Origin of the sequence: Sphingomonas sp. (assembly GCF_017745215.1) — a bacterium.
Classification (GTDB): domain Bacteria; phylum Pseudomonadota; class Alphaproteobacteria; order Sphingomonadales; family Sphingomonadaceae; genus Sphingomonas.
Window position 1 is genome coordinate 152,750 of record NZ_JAGHZV010000004.1, and the last position, 18,398, is coordinate 171,147.

General features: G+C 68.7%; 15 protein-coding genes and 1 tRNA gene. 5 read left to right on the plus strand and 11 right to left on the minus strand.

Features of this window, described 5'->3' with window-relative positions:
- Window positions 1-73 precede the first annotated feature (73 nt).
- Window positions 74-745 (minus strand): glutathione S-transferase family protein, encoded by a 672-nt coding sequence (locus tag J7495_RS05890; protein ID WP_294055315.1) that lies wholly within the window; start codon window positions 743-745, stop codon window positions 74-76.
- Window positions 746-847: 102 nt separating this feature from the next.
- On the opposite strand from J7495_RS05890, the gene J7495_RS05895 reads away from it, so the two are divergent.
- Together J7495_RS05895 and J7495_RS05900 are read left to right on the plus strand one after the other, a co-directional pair.
- Window positions 848-1,201, plus strand: a complete 354-nt coding sequence (locus J7495_RS05895) for a hypothetical protein (RefSeq protein WP_294055317.1) — start codon at window positions 848-850, stop codon at window positions 1,199-1,201.
- 114 nt (window positions 1,202-1,315) lie between these two features.
- Window positions 1,316-1,537, plus strand: coding sequence for a hypothetical protein (locus J7495_RS05900; RefSeq protein WP_294055319.1), 222 nt, complete (start codon window positions 1,316-1,318; stop codon window positions 1,535-1,537).
- Window positions 1,538-1,558: 21 nt separating this feature from the next.
- Here J7495_RS05900 and gltB read toward each other — a convergent pair whose 3' ends face one another.
- From gltB to J7495_RS05935, 7 genes are all read right to left on the minus strand, one after another.
- Window positions 1,559-6,097, minus strand: coding sequence for a glutamate synthase large subunit (gene gltB / locus J7495_RS05905; RefSeq protein ID WP_294055320.1), 4,539 nt, complete (start codon window positions 6,095-6,097; stop codon window positions 1,559-1,561).
- 25 nt (window positions 6,098-6,122) lie between these two features.
- Window positions 6,123-6,887 (minus strand): DUF2059 domain-containing protein, encoded by a 765-nt coding sequence (locus J7495_RS05910; RefSeq protein ID WP_294055322.1) that lies wholly within the window; start codon window positions 6,885-6,887, stop codon window positions 6,123-6,125.
- Complete coding sequence (locus J7495_RS05915) at window positions 6,884-7,435, minus strand: hypothetical protein (protein WP_294055324.1); 552 nt, start codon at window positions 7,433-7,435, stop codon at window positions 6,884-6,886. Before J7495_RS05915 ends, J7495_RS05910 begins: the two co-directional genes overlap by 4 nt.
- Entirely contained in the window at window positions 7,432-8,136 is a 705-nt protein-coding gene (locus J7495_RS05920) for a DUF2059 domain-containing protein (protein ID WP_294055326.1), read from the minus strand. The genes J7495_RS05915 and J7495_RS05920 overlap by 4 nt, the downstream gene beginning before the upstream one ends.
- 1 nt (window position 8,137) lies before the next feature.
- The gene (locus J7495_RS05925; protein ID WP_294055328.1) at window positions 8,138-9,583 is read right to left on the minus strand and encodes an NAD(P)-dependent oxidoreductase; all 1,446 of its coding nucleotides are present in this window, start codon (window positions 9,581-9,583) and stop codon (window positions 8,138-8,140) included.
- Between the two features lie 141 nt (window positions 9,584-9,724).
- Complete coding sequence (locus tag J7495_RS05930; RefSeq protein ID WP_294055330.1) at window positions 9,725-10,534, minus strand: undecaprenyl-diphosphate phosphatase; 810 nt, start codon at window positions 10,532-10,534, stop codon at window positions 9,725-9,727.
- 64 nt (window positions 10,535-10,598) lie between these two features.
- Entirely contained in the window at window positions 10,599-11,525 is a 927-nt protein-coding gene (locus J7495_RS05935; protein ID WP_294055478.1) for a complex I NDUFA9 subunit family protein, read from the minus strand.
- Window positions 11,526-11,815: 290 nt separating this feature from the next.
- On the opposite strand from J7495_RS05935, the gene J7495_RS05940 reads away from it, so the two are divergent.
- Both J7495_RS05940 and J7495_RS05945 read left to right on the plus strand, forming a co-directional pair.
- A tRNA-Leu gene (locus J7495_RS05940) sits at window positions 11,816-11,902 on the plus strand.
- Between the two features lie 226 nt (window positions 11,903-12,128).
- Window positions 12,129-13,334 (plus strand): integrase arm-type DNA-binding domain-containing protein, encoded by a 1,206-nt coding sequence (locus tag J7495_RS05945; protein WP_294055332.1) that lies wholly within the window; start codon window positions 12,129-12,131, stop codon window positions 13,332-13,334.
- 196 nt (window positions 13,335-13,530) lie between these two features.
- On the opposite strand, the gene J7495_RS05950 is transcribed toward J7495_RS05945, so the two are convergent.
- The 3 genes from J7495_RS05950 to J7495_RS05960 are packed head-to-tail and all read right to left on the minus strand — an operon-like array spanning window position 13,531 to window position 17,407.
- Entirely contained in the window at window positions 13,531-15,297 is a 1,767-nt protein-coding gene (locus J7495_RS05950; RefSeq protein WP_294055334.1) for an ATP-binding protein, read from the minus strand.
- Window positions 15,297-16,229 carry a response regulator gene (locus tag J7495_RS05955; RefSeq protein ID WP_294055336.1) on the minus strand — a complete coding sequence of 311 codons (933 nt, stop codon included), beginning with the start codon at window positions 16,227-16,229 and terminating at the stop codon, window positions 15,297-15,299. The genes J7495_RS05950 and J7495_RS05955 overlap by 1 nt, the downstream gene beginning before the upstream one ends.
- An 8-nt stretch (window positions 16,230-16,237) precedes the next feature.
- Entirely contained in the window at window positions 16,238-17,407 is a 1,170-nt protein-coding gene (locus tag J7495_RS05960; RefSeq protein ID WP_294055338.1) for an EAL domain-containing response regulator, read from the minus strand.
- A 150-nt stretch (window positions 17,408-17,557) separates the two neighbouring features.
- On the opposite strand from J7495_RS05960, the gene J7495_RS05965 reads away from it, so the two are divergent.
- Window positions 17,558-18,388: a CsgG/HfaB family protein gene (locus J7495_RS05965; protein WP_294055340.1), complete on the plus strand. Its 831-nt coding sequence runs from the start codon at window positions 17,558-17,560 to the stop codon at window positions 18,386-18,388.
- The last annotated feature ends 10 nt before the right edge of the window (window positions 18,389-18,398 follow it).

An 18,398-nucleotide genomic window follows, 5' to 3' on the forward strand; every position in this document is an offset into this window, starting at 1 on the left:
TCCCCCTTTGCCGGAGGATCTGCGCCCCCGGCCCGGATCCGACTATCGCAGGTTTTCGGCGGCCGCCAAGGGCCTATAGGTCGAGCTTCTCGTAATCGGCGGGGGGCGCGATGCCTTCCATCCGCTCGGCGAGCAGCGGGCGGAAGCTCGGGCGGCTCTTCATGCCGATGTACCAGCGCTTGGCCTGCTCATGGCTCTTCCAGTCGATCCCGCCGAGATAGTCGGCGATCGAGATCTGCGCCGCCGCTGCCAGGTCGGCGAGGCTCATCTGCGGCCCGGCGAGCCAGGTGCGGTGGTCGAGCAGATAATCGATGTAATCGAGGTGGCTGACCGCCGCCTTCATCGCGGTGCGCAGCGCGGTGCCGTCGGGCGCCTGCTTGTAGACGATGCGCTTGAGCATCCGCTCGTGGAGCAGCGGCGCGGTGATGTCGCGGAAGAAATGCTCGTCGAACCAGATCATCAGCCGGCGCTGCTCGGCGCGGTCGGTCGCGGTGCCGTTGAGCATCGGCGACTTGGAGACGGTCTCCTCGAAGAATTCGCAGATCACCGAGGAATCGATCAGCGTCACCCCGCGTTCGGTATCGGCCATCACCGGCACCTGGCCGGTGGGATTGAGGTCGACGAACTCGTCGCGCCGCAACCAGGGATATTCCTTCACCGGCTCGTAGCCGACGCCCTTCTCGGCGAGCAGCAGCCGCACCTTGCGCGAGAAGGGGCAGAGCGGGAATTGATAGAGTTGCCACATGGCCTTCGCTTTAGGCCCGGCCGCGCGGGCGCGTAAAGCGGGGACGATTGCGCTTGCTCCGGAACGCGCGACAGCGCAGCCTGTGCGACAGGAAGGCCTGCCGTGTCGGACGAACCCTTCGAAACCGTGGCGATCGCCTATCGCGCGCCGCAGATCGCCGTGATGCTCTCGATGTTCGAATGGTACGGCATTCCGGCCTATGCCAAGAATGCCGGGCACAGCGGCGTCGACTGCCCGATCACGCTCGCGCTGGGCGGCATCCCGATCCTCGTCCACCGCGACCATGCCGACGACGCGCGCGCGCTGCTGATCGAGGCCGCCGAGCGCATCGAGCAGGAGCCAGCCGCGCCCCAGCCGCTCGCCTATCGGTTGACCAAGCTGCTCGCGATCCCGGCGCTGATGCTCCTCTCCTTCATCCCCCCGCCGCGGCTGAGCGCGACGATCGTCGGGCGCTGAGCGTGCGGTTCGCCAAGCGAGCACCGCGCCGCCGGTCGCGGAGCCGGGCTTGCGCGCGAGGACGCGGCGTGGAACTGTTTGCGGTGCGGGGCGGGCGCGCCTTTTCCGATCGCGGTGCTTCCGCCGATCGGAAGCCGCCGGCACCACCAGGGCTTGACCGCGGAGGACGTCCGCGAGCCGATCCTGGCGGGCGTACAGGACGCCTGCGCCGATCTCGCTTCGAACTTCCACGTTACGGCCGCCGAGATCATCGAGAACGACACGCCGCAACCGTCCGTCTATCGGCTGCTCGCGCGCAACATCGTGCTCTACGCGGCGGGAAGGATGGGCGACTGACGCGGCGGAGATAGCGTTCCGCTACTCCGCGGCGACCATCTCCACGTCCTCCACAGCGTCCTCGGCCAGCGGGTGCGGCAGCCGGGTCAGCATCTCCCTGGGCACGACTTGCCAGAAGCTCCCCACCACGCGGTCCCATTCGTCGAGCAGGCCCTGGGCGTAGCGGCTGTCGGTCGCTTCGGCGTGCGCCTCGACCAGGCCGCGGAGCACGCCTTCCCAATGCGCCGAGGCGAGGCGCTGCCAGGTGATGTTCTCGGGATTGGCGCGGCGCTCGAAGCTCGCGTCGGGATCGTAGACGAAGGCCATGCCGCCGGTCATGCCCGCGCCGAAATTGGCGCCGACCTTGCCCAGCACCACCGCGACGCCGCCCGTCATATACTCGCAGCCGTTCGCGCCGCAGCCTTCGACCACGACCTGCGCGCCCGAGTTGCGCACCGCGAAGCGCTCGCCCGCCTGGCCGGCGGCGAACAGCCGGCCCGACGTCGCGCCGTAGAGAACGGTGTTGCCGACGATCGTGTTGTTCCAGCTCTCGAGCGGCGAGCTCACCATCGGGCGGACGATGATGATCCCGCCCGACAGGCCCTTGCCGACATAGTCGTTCGAATCGCCGAACACTTCGAGGGTGATGCCCTTGCACAGGAATGCGCCGAGCGACTGGCCGGCCGTGCCGCGCAGGCGGACATGGACATGCCCGTCGGCGAGCGCCGACATGCCGTAGAGCCGCGTGACTTCGCTCGACAGCCGCGTCCCCACCGCGCGATCGGTGTTGCGCACCGTATAGGTGAGCTGCATCCGCTCGCGCCGCGAGAAGACCGGGGCGGCGTCCTTGATCATCTGCGCATCGAGGCTGTCGGGTACTTCGTTGCGCCAGGTGCCGAGGCTGAAGCGGCGGTTGGCGTCGTCGGCGTCGACCTTGGCGAGCACTGGGTTCAGGTCGAGGTCGTCGAGATGCTCGGCGCCGCGGCTGACCTGCTTCAGCAGCTCGGTGCGGCCGATCACCTCGTCGAGGCTCTTGCAGCCGAGCCGCGCCAGGATCTCGCGGACTTCCTCGGCGATGAAGGTCATCAGGTTGATCACCTTCTCGGGCGTGCCGACGAACTTGGCGCGCAGCCGCTCGTCCTGCGTGCAGACGCCCACGGGACAGGTGTTCGAATGGCATTGCCGCACCATGATGCAGCCCATCGCGACGAGGCTGAGCGTGCCGATGCCGAACTCCTCGGCGCCGAGGATCGCGGCGATGACGATGTCGCGCCCGGTCTTGAGCCCGCCGTCGGTGCGCAGCACCACCCGGCCGCGCAGGCCATTGAGCGTGAGCGTCTGGTTGACCTCGGAAAGGCCCATCTCCCACGGCGTGCCGGCGTATTTCACCGAGGTGACCGGCGAGGCGCCGGTGCCGCCGACGTGGCCGGCGACGAGGATCACGTCGGCGTGCGCCTTGGCGACACCCGCCGCGACGGTGCCGATGCCGGCGGACGAGACGAGCTTCACGCAGACGCGGGCGCGCGGGTTGATCTGCTTCAGATCGTAGATGAGCTGCGCCAGGTCCTCGATCGAATAGATGTCGTGGTGCGGCGGCGGACTGATCAGCGTCACCCCCGGCGTCGCATGGCGGAGCTTGGCGATGAACTCGGTGACCTTGAAGCCGGGCAGCTGCCCGCCCTCGCCGGGCTTGGCACCCTGCGCGACCTTGATCTCGATCTCCTCGCAGGCGTTGAGATATTCGGCCGTGACGCCGAACCGGCCCGAAGCGATCTGCTTGATCACCGAGTTGGCGTTGTCGCCGTTTTCATAGGGCGTGTAGCGCGACTTGTCCTCGCCGCCTTCGCCCGACACCGCCTTGGCGCCGATGCGGTTCATCGCGATCGCCAGTGTCTCGTGCGCCTCGGGCGAGAGCGCGCCGAGCGACATGCCCGGCGTCACGAAGCGCTTGCGGATCTCGGTGATCGGCGTGACCTGGTCGATCGAGATGCCGTGCTCGGGGAAGTTGAACTCGAGCAGGTCGCGCAGATAGACCGGCGGCATGTCGCGCACGCCGCGCGAGAATTGCAGATAGGTCGAATAGCTGTCGTTCGAGACCGAAGTCTGGAGCAGGTGCATCAGCTGCGCCGAATAGGCGTGCGTCTCGCCGCCGTTGCGCTGGCGGTAATAGCCGCCGATCGGCAGCGCGACGATGCCGGGGGTGAAGGCGGCGTCGTGCCGCATCCGCGCCGACAGATGGAGCGAGGCATAGCCTTCACCCGAGATCTTCGCGGGCATGCCGGGGAAGAGGTCGTTGACCAGCGCGCGGCTCAAGCCCACCGCTTCGAAGTTGTAGCCGCCGCGGTACGACGAGATCACCGCGATGCCCATCTTCGACAGGATCTTGAGCAGCCCTTCGTCGATCGCCTTGCGGTGGCGCGCGAGGCATTGCTCGATCGTGAGGTCGCCGAAGAGGCCGCGGCCGTGGCGGTCGGCGATCGAGGCTTCGGCGAGATAGGCGTTCACCGTCGTCGCGCCGACGCCGATCAGCACCGCATAATAATGGGTGTCGAGGCATTCGGCGGTGCGGATGTTGACGCTCGCGAAGCTCCGCAAGCCCCGGCGGACGAGGTGCGTGTGCACCGCCGCCGCGGCGAGCACGCCGGCGATCGCCATCCGGTCGGGCCCGATGGCCTCGTCGGTGAGGAACAGCTCGGTGCAGCCCGCGCGCACCGCCTGCTCGGCCTGGTTGCGAATGCGGCGGATCGCGTCGCGCAGCCCTTCGGGATCGTCGCCGACTTCGAAGGTGCAGTCGATCTCGGCCGCCTGGCTGCCGAAATGGCGCTTCAGCCGCTCCCAGTCGCTGCACGTCAGCACCGGGCTCTCGAGCACGAGCACCTTGCCCGGCGCGCCCTCGGTATCGAGGATGTTGGCGAGATTGCCGAAACGCGTGCGCAGCGTCATCACCTGCCGCTCGCGCAGGGAGTCGATCGGCGGGTTGGTGACCTGGCTGAAGTTCTGGCGGAAGAACTGGCTGATCAGCCGCGGCTTGTCCGAGATGACCGCAAGCGGCGTGTCGTCGCCCATCGAGCCGACCGCTTCCTTGGCGGTCTCGACCATGGGTGCCAGCACCAGCTCCATGTCCTCGAGCGTCTGCCCGGCCGCGACCTGGCGGCGGGTGAGCTCGGCGCGGTCGTAGCGCTGGACTTCGACTGCCTTGGGGCCGGCCTTGGGCAGCTTGTCGATCGTCAGGAACTCGCCGATCTTCGCGGCATAATCGGCCTCGCCGGCGATCCGGTCCTTGATCGCCTGGTCGTCGTAGAGCGTGCCCTCGTCGAGATCGATCGCGATCATCTGGCCCGGCCCGAGCCGGCCCTTGGCGACGATCTCGGTCTCGGGGACCGGCACCATGCCCGACTCCGAGCCGACGATCAGCAACCCGTCGTCGGTGCGCGTGTAGCGAAGCGGGCGCAACGCGTTGCGGTCCATGCCGGCGACCACCCAGCGGCCGTCAGTCATGGCCAGCGCGGCGGGGCCGTCCCACGGCTCCATCACGCTCGCGAGGTACTTGTACATCGCGAGATGGTCGGCGGGCGTGTCCTCGTCCGAATAGGCTTCGGGGACGAGCATCAGCTTGGCGGTGGGCGCGTCCCGCCCCGAGCGGCAGATCGCCTCGAACACCGCGTCGAGCGCGGCGGTGTCGCTCGCGCCGGCCGGGATCACCGGCTTGATGTCCTCCGAATTGTCGCCGAACGCGAGGCTGGCCATCTTGATCTCGTGGCTCAGCATCCAGTTCTTGTTGCCGCGGATCGTGTTGATCTCGCCGTTGTGCGCGAGGCAGCGGAACGGCTGCGCCAGCCACCATTGCGGGAAGGTGTTGGTCGAATAGCGCTGGTGGAAGATCGCGACGCGGCTCTCGAACCGCTCGTCCTGGAGATCCGGGTAGAAGACCGAGAGCGACTCCGCGAGGAACAGCCCCTTGTAGATGATCGAGCGGCACGACAGCGAGCAGATGTAGAAGCCGCTGATCTGCGCTTCGATCACGCGCTTCTCGATCCGGCGACGGACGAGGTAGAGTTCCTTCTCGAACTCGGCGGCGCCCTTTGCGCCCGGAAGCGGCCCGGCGATCATCACCTGCTCGATCTCGGGACGCGTCGCCTGCGCCTTCTGGCCGATCACGCGGATGTCGACCGGCACCTGGCGCCAGCCGTAGATGGTGTAGCCCGCCTCGATCAGCTCGCTCTCGACGATCGTGCGGCACGCTTCCTGCGCCCCCAAGTCGGTGCGCGGCAGGAAGATCATCCCCACGGCGAGCCGGTTGGGCATCACGCGATGCCCGCCCGCGGCGATCGCATCGTCGAAGAACCTGACCGGCAGGTCGACATGGATGCCGGCACCGTCGCCGGTCTTGCCATCGGCATCGACGGCGCCGCGGTGCCACACCGCCTTGAGCGCGTCGATCGCCGACTGGACGACGCGGCGGCTCGCCTTGCCGTCGGTCGCGGCGACGAGGCCGACGCCGCAGGCATCGCCTTCGAACTCGGGGCGGTACATGCCCTCGCGGGCAAGGCGTTCGCGCTGGGCTTCAAGCGAGTCGGTCATCAGTCGGTCTTCCGGAGACGGAGGGTCATTCGGTCTTGGGATCGTCGAGGTTCTCGACCTTGACGCCCAGCAGCCCGGCAAGCTTCTTGCGATCCTCGGGGCTCAGATCCTGGATGCGGCGCGGCGGCGGCAGCGAGGCCTGCTCCTCCTGCACGTCCTTCATGATCTCGGGCATCTTCTTCATGAGCTCGGGGACGAGCGCCTGGCTCTCCTTCATCACTTCCGGGTCCATGAACATCAGCATCGAGCGATCGGCGTAGAGCGCCCCCGTCGGCGTGTTGAAGAAGGCCAGCAGCTCGTTCAGCTGGTCCAGGGTGAAATTATGGGCATAGGCACGCGCAAGCGCTTCCTGGATGCGTGGCTCGAACTCGCCCATCAGCTCGGCGACGAGCTTGAACACACTCGACGTGCCGAGCTTCATCCGATCGCGCCAGTGCGGATCGTAGATGCTCATCGCCTCGCCGATCTTGGCGTCGCCCAGGTCCTTGACGTCGTCCTGCGAGAGGCCCGCGATCTGTGAGAGGGTGCTGATCGGCATCTCGGCGAAGCTGTCGGCCATGCCGTCCATCATCTTGCCGAAGCCGTCGCCGAACATCCGCTTGTAGCTGCCGAGCGGGAAGACCTTGACCGCGATCTGGCGTGCGACGGCGAGCTTCGCCGGATCCGCGACCGGCGCGGCGGCAGGCGCAGGCGTCGGCGCGAGCGTCGTCTGGGCCAGTGCCGAAGCGGGGCTGAGCGCGAGCACCGCAGCGCCGGCAAGGACGAAACCAACGCGAAAAGCAAGCTTCATGGCCGGACTCCCGTCTTGGCGAGCGCCTCGTCGAGCTCGGCGTCGCACGCCTGCTCGGCGGCCATGACGTCCTCGATCACATGCGCCGTGGCATAGGCCTTCATTGCCTCGGCGAACTTCTCGAGCGGATAGCGCGCCATCAGCGCCTTGGCTTCGGCGCTCTCGCCGTCGAGCGCGGAGAGCCGCGCGAAATCGGGCGAGGTGTAGAAGGCGATCAGCGACTGGAGCTGCTCGTCGCTGAGCGAGCGCGCGATGGCGAGCATCATCGCCGGGAGCATCGCGTCGCGCTTCTCGTCCGAACAGGCAATGCGGCGTGCGAAGGCCGCGCGCACGGCGTCGGCCTTGCCGGGGTTGGCCTTGACGAGATCGGCCTGACGCTGGGCCTGGCCCTCATCGAGCCGAGTCGGCTCGGCCGCCTCGTCCGATGCAGGCAGCACCGAGACAAAGCGCCTGGCCAGCGCCTCGTGATCCTCGGGGCCCGCAGCGACCGAAGTGCCGGCGAGACAAAACAGTACCGCGGCGCCGATCAAGGACTTGCCCAGACTCATGCCTTCCCCCGCTTCTCGTCGGCCAGGAACTTCTCGGTCGCCTTGCGCGCGACGCGGCGCATCCTCGCCTCATTCTTAGCGACCAGCGCGAGCGCCCAGGCCTTGCTCGCCTCGGCGATCCGCGGGTTGATCGACTTCATCTTGGTCGAGGCGCTGCTCGCGCCGAACTTGAGCATCACCGGATAATCGTCGGCGCCGAGGCTCTGCATCACCGCCCTGGTCGCCGCGGCGCTGCGATCGGCTTCGCCGGAGCCGGCATTGTCGCCGATCGACTTGAGCGCGGCGCCATAGACCTTCTGCCCGGTCGGGCTCGCGAAGAAGTCGCCGGCATCGACGATCTCCTGCGGCGAAAGCTCGGCCGCGAGGATCACGCGGATCCGCGTGCGCAGCTCGGGCAGCGCCTTGCGCGTGACCCTGGCGACTTCGGGCCGCAGCGCATCGGCGACGCGGTCGCGCAAGCCAGGGTGCCGGGCGAAGAGCGACGAAGTATCGTCCCCGCCCTTCTCGACCTGGCGATCGAAGGCAAGGATCGCGATCTCGGTCATCCGGTCGTCGGGCACCAATGCCGCGACCAGCGCGTCGAGCGGCCTGTCCGCCACCGCGACGGCGACGGGCAGCGGCGGCGCCGCCACGGCGGGAGCCGTCGCGAATGCGAGACCCAGCGCTATTGCGCCGGCGAGGGCGTGAGCCTTGTTCGTCATCTCAGGCCGCCACGCTCTCGGCCTGGCGGGCGTGCGCGCGCATCCAGGCATCCATGTGCGGCGCGACGTCGCGGCCGTCGCGCACCGCCCAGACCACCAGGCTCGCACCGCGCACGATGTCGCCGGCGGCGAACACGCCGTCGAGGTTGGTCATCATCGTCGCGCCGTCGGTCCTGAGCGTGCCCCAGCGGGTGACGCCGAGCTCGGCCGCGCCGAACAGCTGCGGCAGTGGCTCGGGATCGAAGCCGAGCGCCTTGATCACCAGATCCGCTGGCATGCCGACTTCGTTGCCCGGATCGGCCTCGGGCGCGCGGCGGCCGCTCGCGTCGGGCGCGCCGAGCCGCATCCTGGCGACCTTGACGGCGCTCACCGCCCCGTTGCCCTCGAACGAGTCGGGCACCGAGAGCCAGACGAACTCGACGCCTTCCTCCTCGGCATTGGCGACTTCGCGCTGCGAGCCCGGCATGTTCGCCCGGTCGCGGCGGTAGAGGCACTTCACCGAGGCCGCGCCCTGGCGCACCGCGGTGCGCACGCAGTCCATCGCCGTGTCGCCGCCGCCGACGACGACGACATGCTTGCCCGCGGCATTGAGCCGGCCGTCCTCGAATTCGGGAACGTCGTCGCCGAAGCTCTTGCGGTTCGAGGCGATCAGATAGTCGAGCGATTCGACCACGCCGCTCGCATCGACGCCCTTCGCGTGAATCGCGCGCGGCTTGTAGACGCCGGTGGCGATCAGGATCGAGTCGTGCTTCTGCCGCAGCGCGTCGAGCGTCGCGTCGCGGCCGACCTCGAAGCCGAGGTGGAACTCGACGCCGCCCGCGGCCAGCCGGTCGACCCGGCGCATCACGACGTACTTCTCGAGCTTGAACCCGGGGATGCCATAGGTGAGCAGCCCGCCGGCGCGGTCGTGCCGGTCGTAGAGGTGCACGGCATAGCCCATCAGCCGGAGATATTCGGCCGCAGCCAGCCCCGCGGGACCCGCGCCGATGATGCCGACCGACATGCCGTTCGCCGGGCCGGCGACGAGCGGCTCGACCCAGCCCTCTTCCCAGGCGGTGTCGGTGATGAACTTCTCGACCGAGCCGATCGTCACCGCGCCGTGGCCCGAGAATTCGATCACGCAATTGCCTTCGCAGAGGCGGTCCTGCGGGCAGATGCGGCCGCAGATCTCGGGCATCGTCGAGGTGCTGTTCGACAGCTCATAGGCTTCGCGCAGCCGCCCCTCGGCTGTCAGGCGCAGCCAGTCGGGAATGTGATTCTGCAGCGGGCAATGCACCGAGCAATAGGGCACGCCGCATTGCGAGCAGCGGCCCGCCTGCGCCGCCGCATCGGGAACGGCATAGCGGTCCGCGATCTCGCGGAAATCTTCGGCGCGGAGCTCGGGGGCGCGCTTGGCCGGATAGGCCTGCCCCCGCACCACGAATTTGAGCATCGCATCGTCGGCCATGCGATGCCCATAGCCCCTCGCCCCAGCGGAGTCACGCGGATTCAGCACGAATAGGTCATGTTTGCTGACCTATCTCTTCAAATTACCCGCAGCGAACTCGGCCCTCGGGCAATCTTCGAGATATTTATGGCCATATCGGCCCTATCGCATGAGCAGCCAGACCAGCGCGGTCGATCCGGCGACGATTCGATACCAGGCGAAGGGGGCGAAACCGCGCTTGCTCACCAGCCCGACGAACCAGCGCACGACCAGCACCGCGACGACGAACGCCACGGCGAAGCCCAGCGCGACCCCGCCCCAGCCCACCGAATTGGCGGCGCCAAGCGTGTCATGGTGCTTGGCGAGCTCCAGCGTGGTCGCGCCGAGCATCGTCGGGATGGCGAGGAAGAAACTGAACTCGGCGGCGGTCCGCCGCTCGACCCCCAGCGCAAGCGCGCCCATGATCGTCGCGCCCGAACGGCTGACGCCCGGAATCATCGCGAGACACTGGATCAGGCCGACGCCGATCACGCGCGACAGCGGCATCTCCGCCACGCCGTGGATCTCGCCGGGCTTCGCCAGCCGCTCGACCGCGAGGATCGCGATGCCGCCGACGACCAGCGCCACCGCGACGATCATCGGCGAGCCGAGCATCGCCTCGATGTACTTGTTGAATAGCACGCCGAGGATCGCCGAGGGGATGAAGCCGACGATCACGTTGCGCACGAAGCGGATCGACACCGGGTCGACCTTGAGCAGTCCCTGGAGCACCGCCCAGAAGGTCCGCCAGTAGAGCACCACCACCGCCAGGATCGCGCCGAGCTGGATGACGATGTTGAACAGCGCCCAGCGCGCCGAATCATAGCCGAGCAGTTCGGAGGCGAGGATCAGGTGCCCGGTCGACGAGACCGGCAGGAATTCGGTGACCCCCTCGACGATGCCAAGCAGGATGATGACGAGTATTTCGATCACGCTACGCCCCCTTCACTGCGGGGCGCCCGCGCGAGCGCCCTCCGCGCGTATTCTTCGATGAGCCTCAGGCCGCCTCGGCCGAGCCGAACCGGCCGTGGCGGCGATATTGCACCAGCCAACCCGGCGCGACGCTGCCCAGCGGCACCGGCGCGATGCCGAGCGCGGCGAAGCCCGGTGCCCCGTCCGCGACGACATTGTCGGCCTTGAGCATCCGCCACTGGTCCCCACTGATCGGCGTCCCCGGCATCGCCGCGACGAGTGCGCCGATCGGGTCGGGCAGGTCGACGAGTGCCGGCGCGCGGCCGATCTCGCTCGCGATCCACTGGAACAGCTCGGCCATGGTCAGCACGTCGGGTCCGCCCAGCGCATAGGTCTTGCCGCCGTGCGCCACCGGGTCGGCGAGCGCGGCGACGATCGCTTCGGCGGCATTGACCACCCACGCGGGCTGGAAGCGGGTACGGCCCGCGAGCACCGGCACGATCCGCGATGCGGCGATCATCGCGGCGAAGCGGTTCACGAACTGGTCCTCGCGCCCGAACAGGAAGGAGGGGCGCAGGACCGTCGCGCCGGGGAAGGCCTCGAGCACGACGCGCTCGCCCGCCGCCTTGGACTTGCCGTAGGCGGAGGGCGATTCGGCATCGGCACCGAGCGCCGAGACGTGGACCAGCGCGCCCGCACCGGCGCGGCTCGCAGCCTGGGCGACGGTCTGCGCGCCCTTGACGTGGATGGCGTGGAAGTCGCCGGCGAGCGTGCCGGCGAGGTTCACCACGGCGTCGGAGCCGTCGACGGCGCGGGCGATCGTCTCGGGCAGGGCGACGTCGGCGGCGACGAACTGGGTCTGGCCGAGCCCGCCCTGGGGCTTGAGGAACCAGGCTTCGCGCGGGCGGCGCTGGACGATTCGCACGCGCGCGCCGGCGCGCAGCAGTTCCTGCGCGGCATAGCGGCCCAGAAAGCCGCCGCCGCCGATCAGGGAAACGAGCTTGTCCTTCATCGCAGCCATTGTCTCACACGAGCCTCGCACAGGGGGGACTCGTCCCATGCCGCGCCGGCGCGCAAACGGCAAGCGGCGGCTGCGCGGGCGTGGCGCGAAAGGCGAGCGTTGGGAGCAGCGGCGGGAGGAGTACGGCACCGCCGGGGTGGCGCCGGGCTGGTGCGGCCGCGAATTCCGGCGTGGGATATCAGTCGGCGCGGGACGCGGGCGCGCGAGGAATGTGCCGGGGCGGCCGAATGCCCGGTTGACAATCGGGAGCCGCCTCCCCTAGAGGCGCCCGCCTACCCCGTGCCCAGATGGCGGAATTGGTAGACGCACCAGCTTCAGGTGCTGGCGCTCGCAAGGGCGTGGAGGTTCGAGTCCTCTTCTGGGCACCATTTACCCCCCTCAAAAGGTCTCATAAGCCTCGACAAAACGGCAGAAATCTGCCATTTTTTCGATGTCGGGTCCTAAGCCGTCTCAACAGATTTCATACGATGGCCCCACGAATCGGGCCACCGTTTGGACCATGGATGGCCCCACTTTTTTGATGGCCTTGGGGCCATCTGGAGAGAGTCGGGAATGGGTCGCTCAGGCTGGACCGCTTGATCGGGATTGTTCGCCATGCCTTTGAAGGATCTGGAGATTCGCGCGCTCAAACCGCAGGAGCGCATCTACAAGCGCACCGACGAGCGCGGCTTGTACATCGAGGTGCATCCGACCGGCTCGAAACTGTGGCGCTTCAAGTATCGCCACCTCGGCAAGGACAAGCGCATTGCGCTCGGCGGCTATCCGGAGGTCGGATTGGCCGAAGCGCGCCAGAAGCGGGATGACGCAAGGCGTCAGCTTCGTGAAGGCGTGGATCCCGGCGCCGAGCGCAAGCGCGCCAAGCTCCTCGCGATGTACAACGCCGCCAACCCGTTCGGGGACGTCGCGAAGGAATATATCGACAAGATGGTGCGGGAGGGCCGCGCGGACACGACGGTCACCAAGGCTAACTGGCTGCTGGAGCAGCTCGCGCCAATCGCCACCCGCCCGCTCGCCGAGCTGAAGCCGGTTGACGTTCTCGCGGCGCTCAAGCGTATCGAGGCGAAGGGCAAGCACGAGACCGCGCGGCGCTGCCGCTCCTTCGCCGGCCGCGTCTTCCGCTACGGCGTCGCGACAGGCCGCTGCGAGGCCGACCCGACGTCGCTGCTCCGCGGAGCGCTGGTCACGCCCAGGACGAAGCATCATGCTGCGATTCTCGAGCCGAAGGCGGTGGGCGAACTGCTTCGATCGATCGACGCCTATTCGGGCCATCTGATCACGCGGCTCGCGATGCAGGTGTCGCCCCATGTCATGGCCCGACCCGGCGAGCTCCGGCACGCCCGATGGCCCGAGATCGATTTCGAAAATGCCGTGTGGAAGATTCCGGCGGAGCGGATGAAGATGCGTCGGCCGCACGCCGTGCCCTTGTCGCGGCAAGTGGTGGCCTATCTGACTGAGCTCCACGAGCTGACCGGCCCGGACGGCTTTGTGTTCCCGGCATTCCACACTTCGCGCCGGCCGCTCAGCGAGAATACCGTCAACCAAGCGTTCCGGCGCATGGGCTATGCGGTGGGAGAAGTCACTGCCCACGGCCTGAGGACGACTGCATCCACGCTGCTCAACGAGAGCGGCAAGTGGAACCCCGATGCGATCGAGCGCTCGCTCGCGCACGCCGATACCGATTCGATCCGCGGCACCTACAATCGCGGCCGCTACTGGGAGGAACGCGTGGCGATGCACCAGTGGTGGAGCGACTATCTCGATCAGCTGCGGGCGGCGGTGCCGCGTTCGAAGACCGCTTAAGTAACCTCGCGATCGGAAGAATGCGGTGCACGGGGGTATGGTTATCGCTCAAGGCCTGCCCGGTTTCGATCTAACGGGTGGCATTGCCCGGTATGCGTCGCTGTCATCGACAGCTGCGCTGTCAAAGATCGGACATGCACGTTTTCATGGGTCGGATGCATCCAGAAGCCGCCATCCTTCAAGGATTGCAGCTGGGTCAGCCGCCGGCCTCGGCGCACAACGGCAGGACGAACGCGAACGAGGTGCCGTCACCGAGATTCGCGGCGCTCAACTGCCCACCCATATCGCCGACGATCCCATAGCTGATCGAGAGCCCGAGCCCGGTTCCTTCCTGCGCTCCCTTGGTGGTGAAGAACGGCTCGAAGATGTGCGGGAGCACCTCGGCGGGAATGCCGCCGCCGTTGTCCGACACCGTCACCTCGGCCCCGCTCTCCACCTTGTGCACCCGGATGCGCAGCCGCGGCCGTTCGGTCCGGTTCGTGCGGAACGCCCCGAGCGCATTGGAGACGAGATTGGCGACCACCTGCTCGATCAGGCTGGGGTGGCCTCGGACCATCACGCCGTCCGCGATATCCAGCTCCACCGCGCATCCGTCTAGCCGAGCCGTCTCGCCGAAAAAGCCGACCGCCGAGCGCACCGCCTCGCCCAGGTCGAACGGGCGCGGCTGCTCGGCAGGCTTGCGGCCGAACACGCGCATATGGTCGATGATCGCGGCGGCGCGGGCGGTCTGCTCGGCGATGCGCGCGAGCTTCTGCTCGAGATAGTCCGGCTCGGCCCGGCCTTCGGCCACCCTCGCCCGGGCGTTGTCGGCGGTCAGCCGAATGACGTTGAGCGGCTGGTTGAGCTCGTGCGCGGTGACCGTCGCCAGCTCGCCGAGCGTCGCCAGCTTGGCGCCGTGGAGCAGGCGGCGCTGGTCGGCGCGCTGGCGCGTCACGTCCTCGTGGATCGCGATGAAGCCGCCGTCGGGGAGGCGCGTGCGGCGGATCGCGACGATCCGATCGCCCATCGGCATCTCGAACGCGAGCGAGGGGCCGTCCCATTCGGTCGCGCGGCAGAGCGTTTCGAAGGGCGCCATTTCGGGCGCCGCATAGGCGCCAGCGGCGGCGTGCATGTCCACGAGCCCGGCAAGCGTGATCCCGTCGCCCGATTGCGGGGGAAGGCCCGCCAGCCCCGCGAAATTGGGATTGCTCGCGCGCAGCCGGCCCGCCGCGTCGAAGATCGCCACGCCTTCGGCCATATGCTCGAAGGTCGACTGGAGCGTGCGCGTGCGTTCCTCGATCACGGCCTGCTGCCCCGCGTGGAGTTCGGCAAGGCGAAGCGACATTGCGTTGATCGCCTCTGACACGGCGCGCAGGTCTGGCGCACCGCGCGGCTCGAGCGTGGCGCCGAATGCGCCGCCGCGGATACGCTCGGCGGTCTTGCGGACGGCGCGCAGGTGGCGCGACAGATAGCGGCTGAACTGCCACGACGCGATTGCGGAAGCGCCGAGCAGTACCAGCGCCAGCAGCAGCACCGGCACGACAAGGCCGCGCAACGTGTCGTGCAGCCCGTCGAGCTGGGCGCGCGCGGTGATCGATCCGACAGGTTCGCCCTTGTGGACGACCGGGAGCGTGCGAAGCGGCAGCGTGTCGACGATCTTGTCGGCGAGCTCGGCCCTGGCCACCAGCCGGCCCTCGCGATCGCGCACCTCGAGCGCGGCGAGGTCGGCCGCCTGCACATAATCGGCCGCGAGATGCCGCACGGTCGGGACGTCGCCGGCAGCGAGCGGGCCGGCAAGCTGGCGCGCCACGAATTCGGAATTGACCGTGGCGTCGCGCTCGATCTCGCGCTCGAGCGCACCTTCGGCGAAGGCCAGCACGGTCGCGATCAGCAGCGCCAGCAGCAGCGCTTCGACCGCGGCCACGCCAAGCGCCCGGCGTGCGTCGAAGCTGAGGCGATCGATCCAGCGGCCGACCACCTGCATCAGGGCGCAGCCGCCGCGAGTGCGGCGATGCCGTCGCTGCACAGGGCGCGTCCCGTGTCGGTCAGGCGCAGCATGATGCGGCGCCCGTCGCCAGGATCCTCGCGGCGGTCGAGCAAGCCGCGATCGGCGAGGTCGCCGATCCGCCGCAGGCCCGCGCTGGCGCTCGCTCCGCAGGCGAGCGCGATGTTGGTCGCGGAAGCCTCGCCGGCATTGGCGTCGGCCTCGAACATCGCGAGCATCACGCGCCAGCCGACCGTGTCGAGCGCATGGCGCGCGAGCAGCCGGTCGAGCGCGCGCGCTTCCGCTACGAGGCGGCGCGACTGAAGAACCTCCCAGGCCCGGTCGACGCCGGGCGCGCCGATTGCCCGCATGGGCGGGGCGGGAGCCGGCAGGGGGGCGCGGATCTCGGCCATCTCGCGCAGCGCCGTCGCCAGCCCGCCTTCGAGCTGGCGGAAACGCTCGGCGAGCCCCTCGCGCACGGCGCGGTCGCGCTCGAGCGATCGCCAGGTACCGGCCGCGTCGGTCAGCGCATTGAGTAGCGCGATCCGCTCGATCGGCTTGGGCAGGAATGCAGAGACGCCAAGACGCATCGCACCGTCGAGGTCCTCGAACTGCGCCGCGCCCGAGCAGAGGATCGCCTGGAGCAGCTCGCCGCGCTGACCCGCGGCGGTGCGAAGCTCGGAGAGGAGGCGAAGCCCGTCCATCTCGGGCAAATGCAGGTCGAGCAACAGCAGGCCAATCCGCGGCCGATCGCCGATCGCGAGCAGCGCCTCACCAGGGTCGCGCGCGCGAACGCACGCATGGCCGCCATCGGCGAGCATCTCGCCGAGCGCCTCGGCGCAGGCGTCGTCATCCTCGACGAGCAGGATTTCGGGAGCGTGCATCCGCGCGGCTTGGCAGATCGTGCTTAAGGGCGCGTTGGGCGCGGCCATCAGGAAAATTACCTAGGCTGGCCGAACATCGCCCGATCGAAGTCGCGCGGCCCCATCGGCTTGCCGAGCAGCCAGCCCTGCCCGATGTCGCAGCCCGCCTCGCGGAAGGAGAGGAGCTGCGCCTGGGTCTCGATGCCTTCCGCAACGCATTTGGCGCCCAGCGCATGCGCATAGGCGGCGAGGCCCTGGACGATGCGCGGCCCGGCCTCGGTCGCGAGGCGCTCGGCGAAGCGCCTGTCGAGCTTGAGCTCGGTGATCGGCGCGTCGATCAGCCGGTCGAAGCGGTTCTGCCCGGCACCGAAATCATCGAGCGAGAGCCCGAAGCCGGCGAGCCGCAGCCGTACCAGCGTCTCGAGCGCGGTATCGCGAAGCCGTGCCGCGGCGGTCTCGGTCAGTTCGAAGGTGATGCGTTCGCGCAAGCCCCGTTCGGAGCCGATCAGCCGCCGCAGTCGATCGACCAGCGTCGCGTCGTCGAGCACCGCGCCTGAGAGATTGATCGACACGCGCGACCGGAAGCCGCGCCGGGCCCAGCGGGCGATATCGGTGGCGGCATGCGCCACGACATGCTCGGTCAACCGTCCCGCCAGGGAGAATTGCTCGGCCGCCGCGACGAAGCGCTCGGCGGGGACCGGGCCGCCCAACGCAGGGGATTCCCAGCGCGCGAGCGCCTCGAATCCGACCAGATCGCCAGTCCGAAGATCATATTGCGGCTGATAGGCAAGGTCGATCTCGTGCCGGTCGATCGCCTCGGCAAGCAAATCGCGCTCGATCCGCTGGACGGAGTCCGGAAGCGGCTCCTCTCCGGACGGCGCATCGGCGACGAGCAGCCGTGCGAGCCGGGCCATCGGGATCGGCTTGGGAATGCTGCCGGCGACGTCGAAACCCATGTCGCGCGCCGCCCGCGCGCTCGCGTCGAGCACCATCGGATCGAAGCCGCTGACGAGGATCAGGCGAGGACGGTTCGGCAGATCGCGGCAGCGGCGCAGGAGCTGCGGCCCGTCCTGTTCGCCGAGCTGGAGGTCGAGCACGGCGAAGGCGGCCCAGCTCCAGTCCTGCTCGGTGACGCGGCGCGGATCGGTGAAGGTGCGGCAGGCGCCGCCGCGATCGCCGATCCCCTCGGCCAGCGCCTCGCCGACCAGCGGATCGTCGTCGATCACCATGACGTTGGGCAGGGACATTTGATGCTCCGATGATTGTCCGCTCCGGATAGCGCGCGCGAGACGGTCTCGATTTCGCGATGACACCGGATCGAGGCGATCCCGCGCCGATCCCGCCGATCCGCCGCGAGTTGCCCGCCGCAACGCGATTCGGACGGCTACCTCAGCGCCATGGACATCAGCTTCCCCGATCTGGGCCGCACCGCCGCGGCGCTCGCCATCGCCGCGTCGCTCGGCGCGTGCACCGGATTTCCGGCGCGCGAGACCGCTGCCGGCATCCGCACGGCGTCGCAATTCCCGGTCACGTCGAACGAGACGCCCTATTCGGCGTGTCTCCGGGCGCTGGCCGCCGCGCCGGGCGTCAATCTGCCCGCGATCGCGGTCGGCGAGGTGGCCGACAAGACCGGCCAGTTCAGCGTGCAGGACCATGGCTATGCGCTGAGCCAGGGCGCGACCGAGATGGTGATCAGCGCCTTCCACAAGACCGGCAAGGTCCGCCTGGTCGAGCGCGCCGACCTGCGCGTCGCCAACCAGGAGCTGACCTTCCGCAAGAACACGCTGGTTTCCGACCCGCTCAAGCCCGGCGCGCTGCGCCAGATCGACTTCTACGTCGTCGGCGCGCTCACCGAGCTCAACTACAACATATTGAGCCAGGGCGCGGGGCTCTGGATCAAGGGGATCGGCGGCGGCGCCAAGGCCGCCGTGGTCAACGTCGCGCTCGACCTGCGCATGGTGAACGCGCGCACGCTGGAGGTCGCGCATGTCGTGACGCTTCAGAAGCAGATCGTCGGCCGCGAGGTCGAGGCCAATGTGTTCCGCTTCTTCAGCGGCACTTTGGTCGAACTGGACGCCGGGAAGATCCGCAACGAGCCGCTGCAGCTCGGCGTCCGCTCCGTGGCCGAGATGGCGGTGCATGAGATCATGACCGACTATCTCGGCCTCCCCCCAAGCGAAGGATGCCGCCGCACCGACGGCGGCGCCGCGGCCCCCAACAGCAAGTGAAGGATTATCC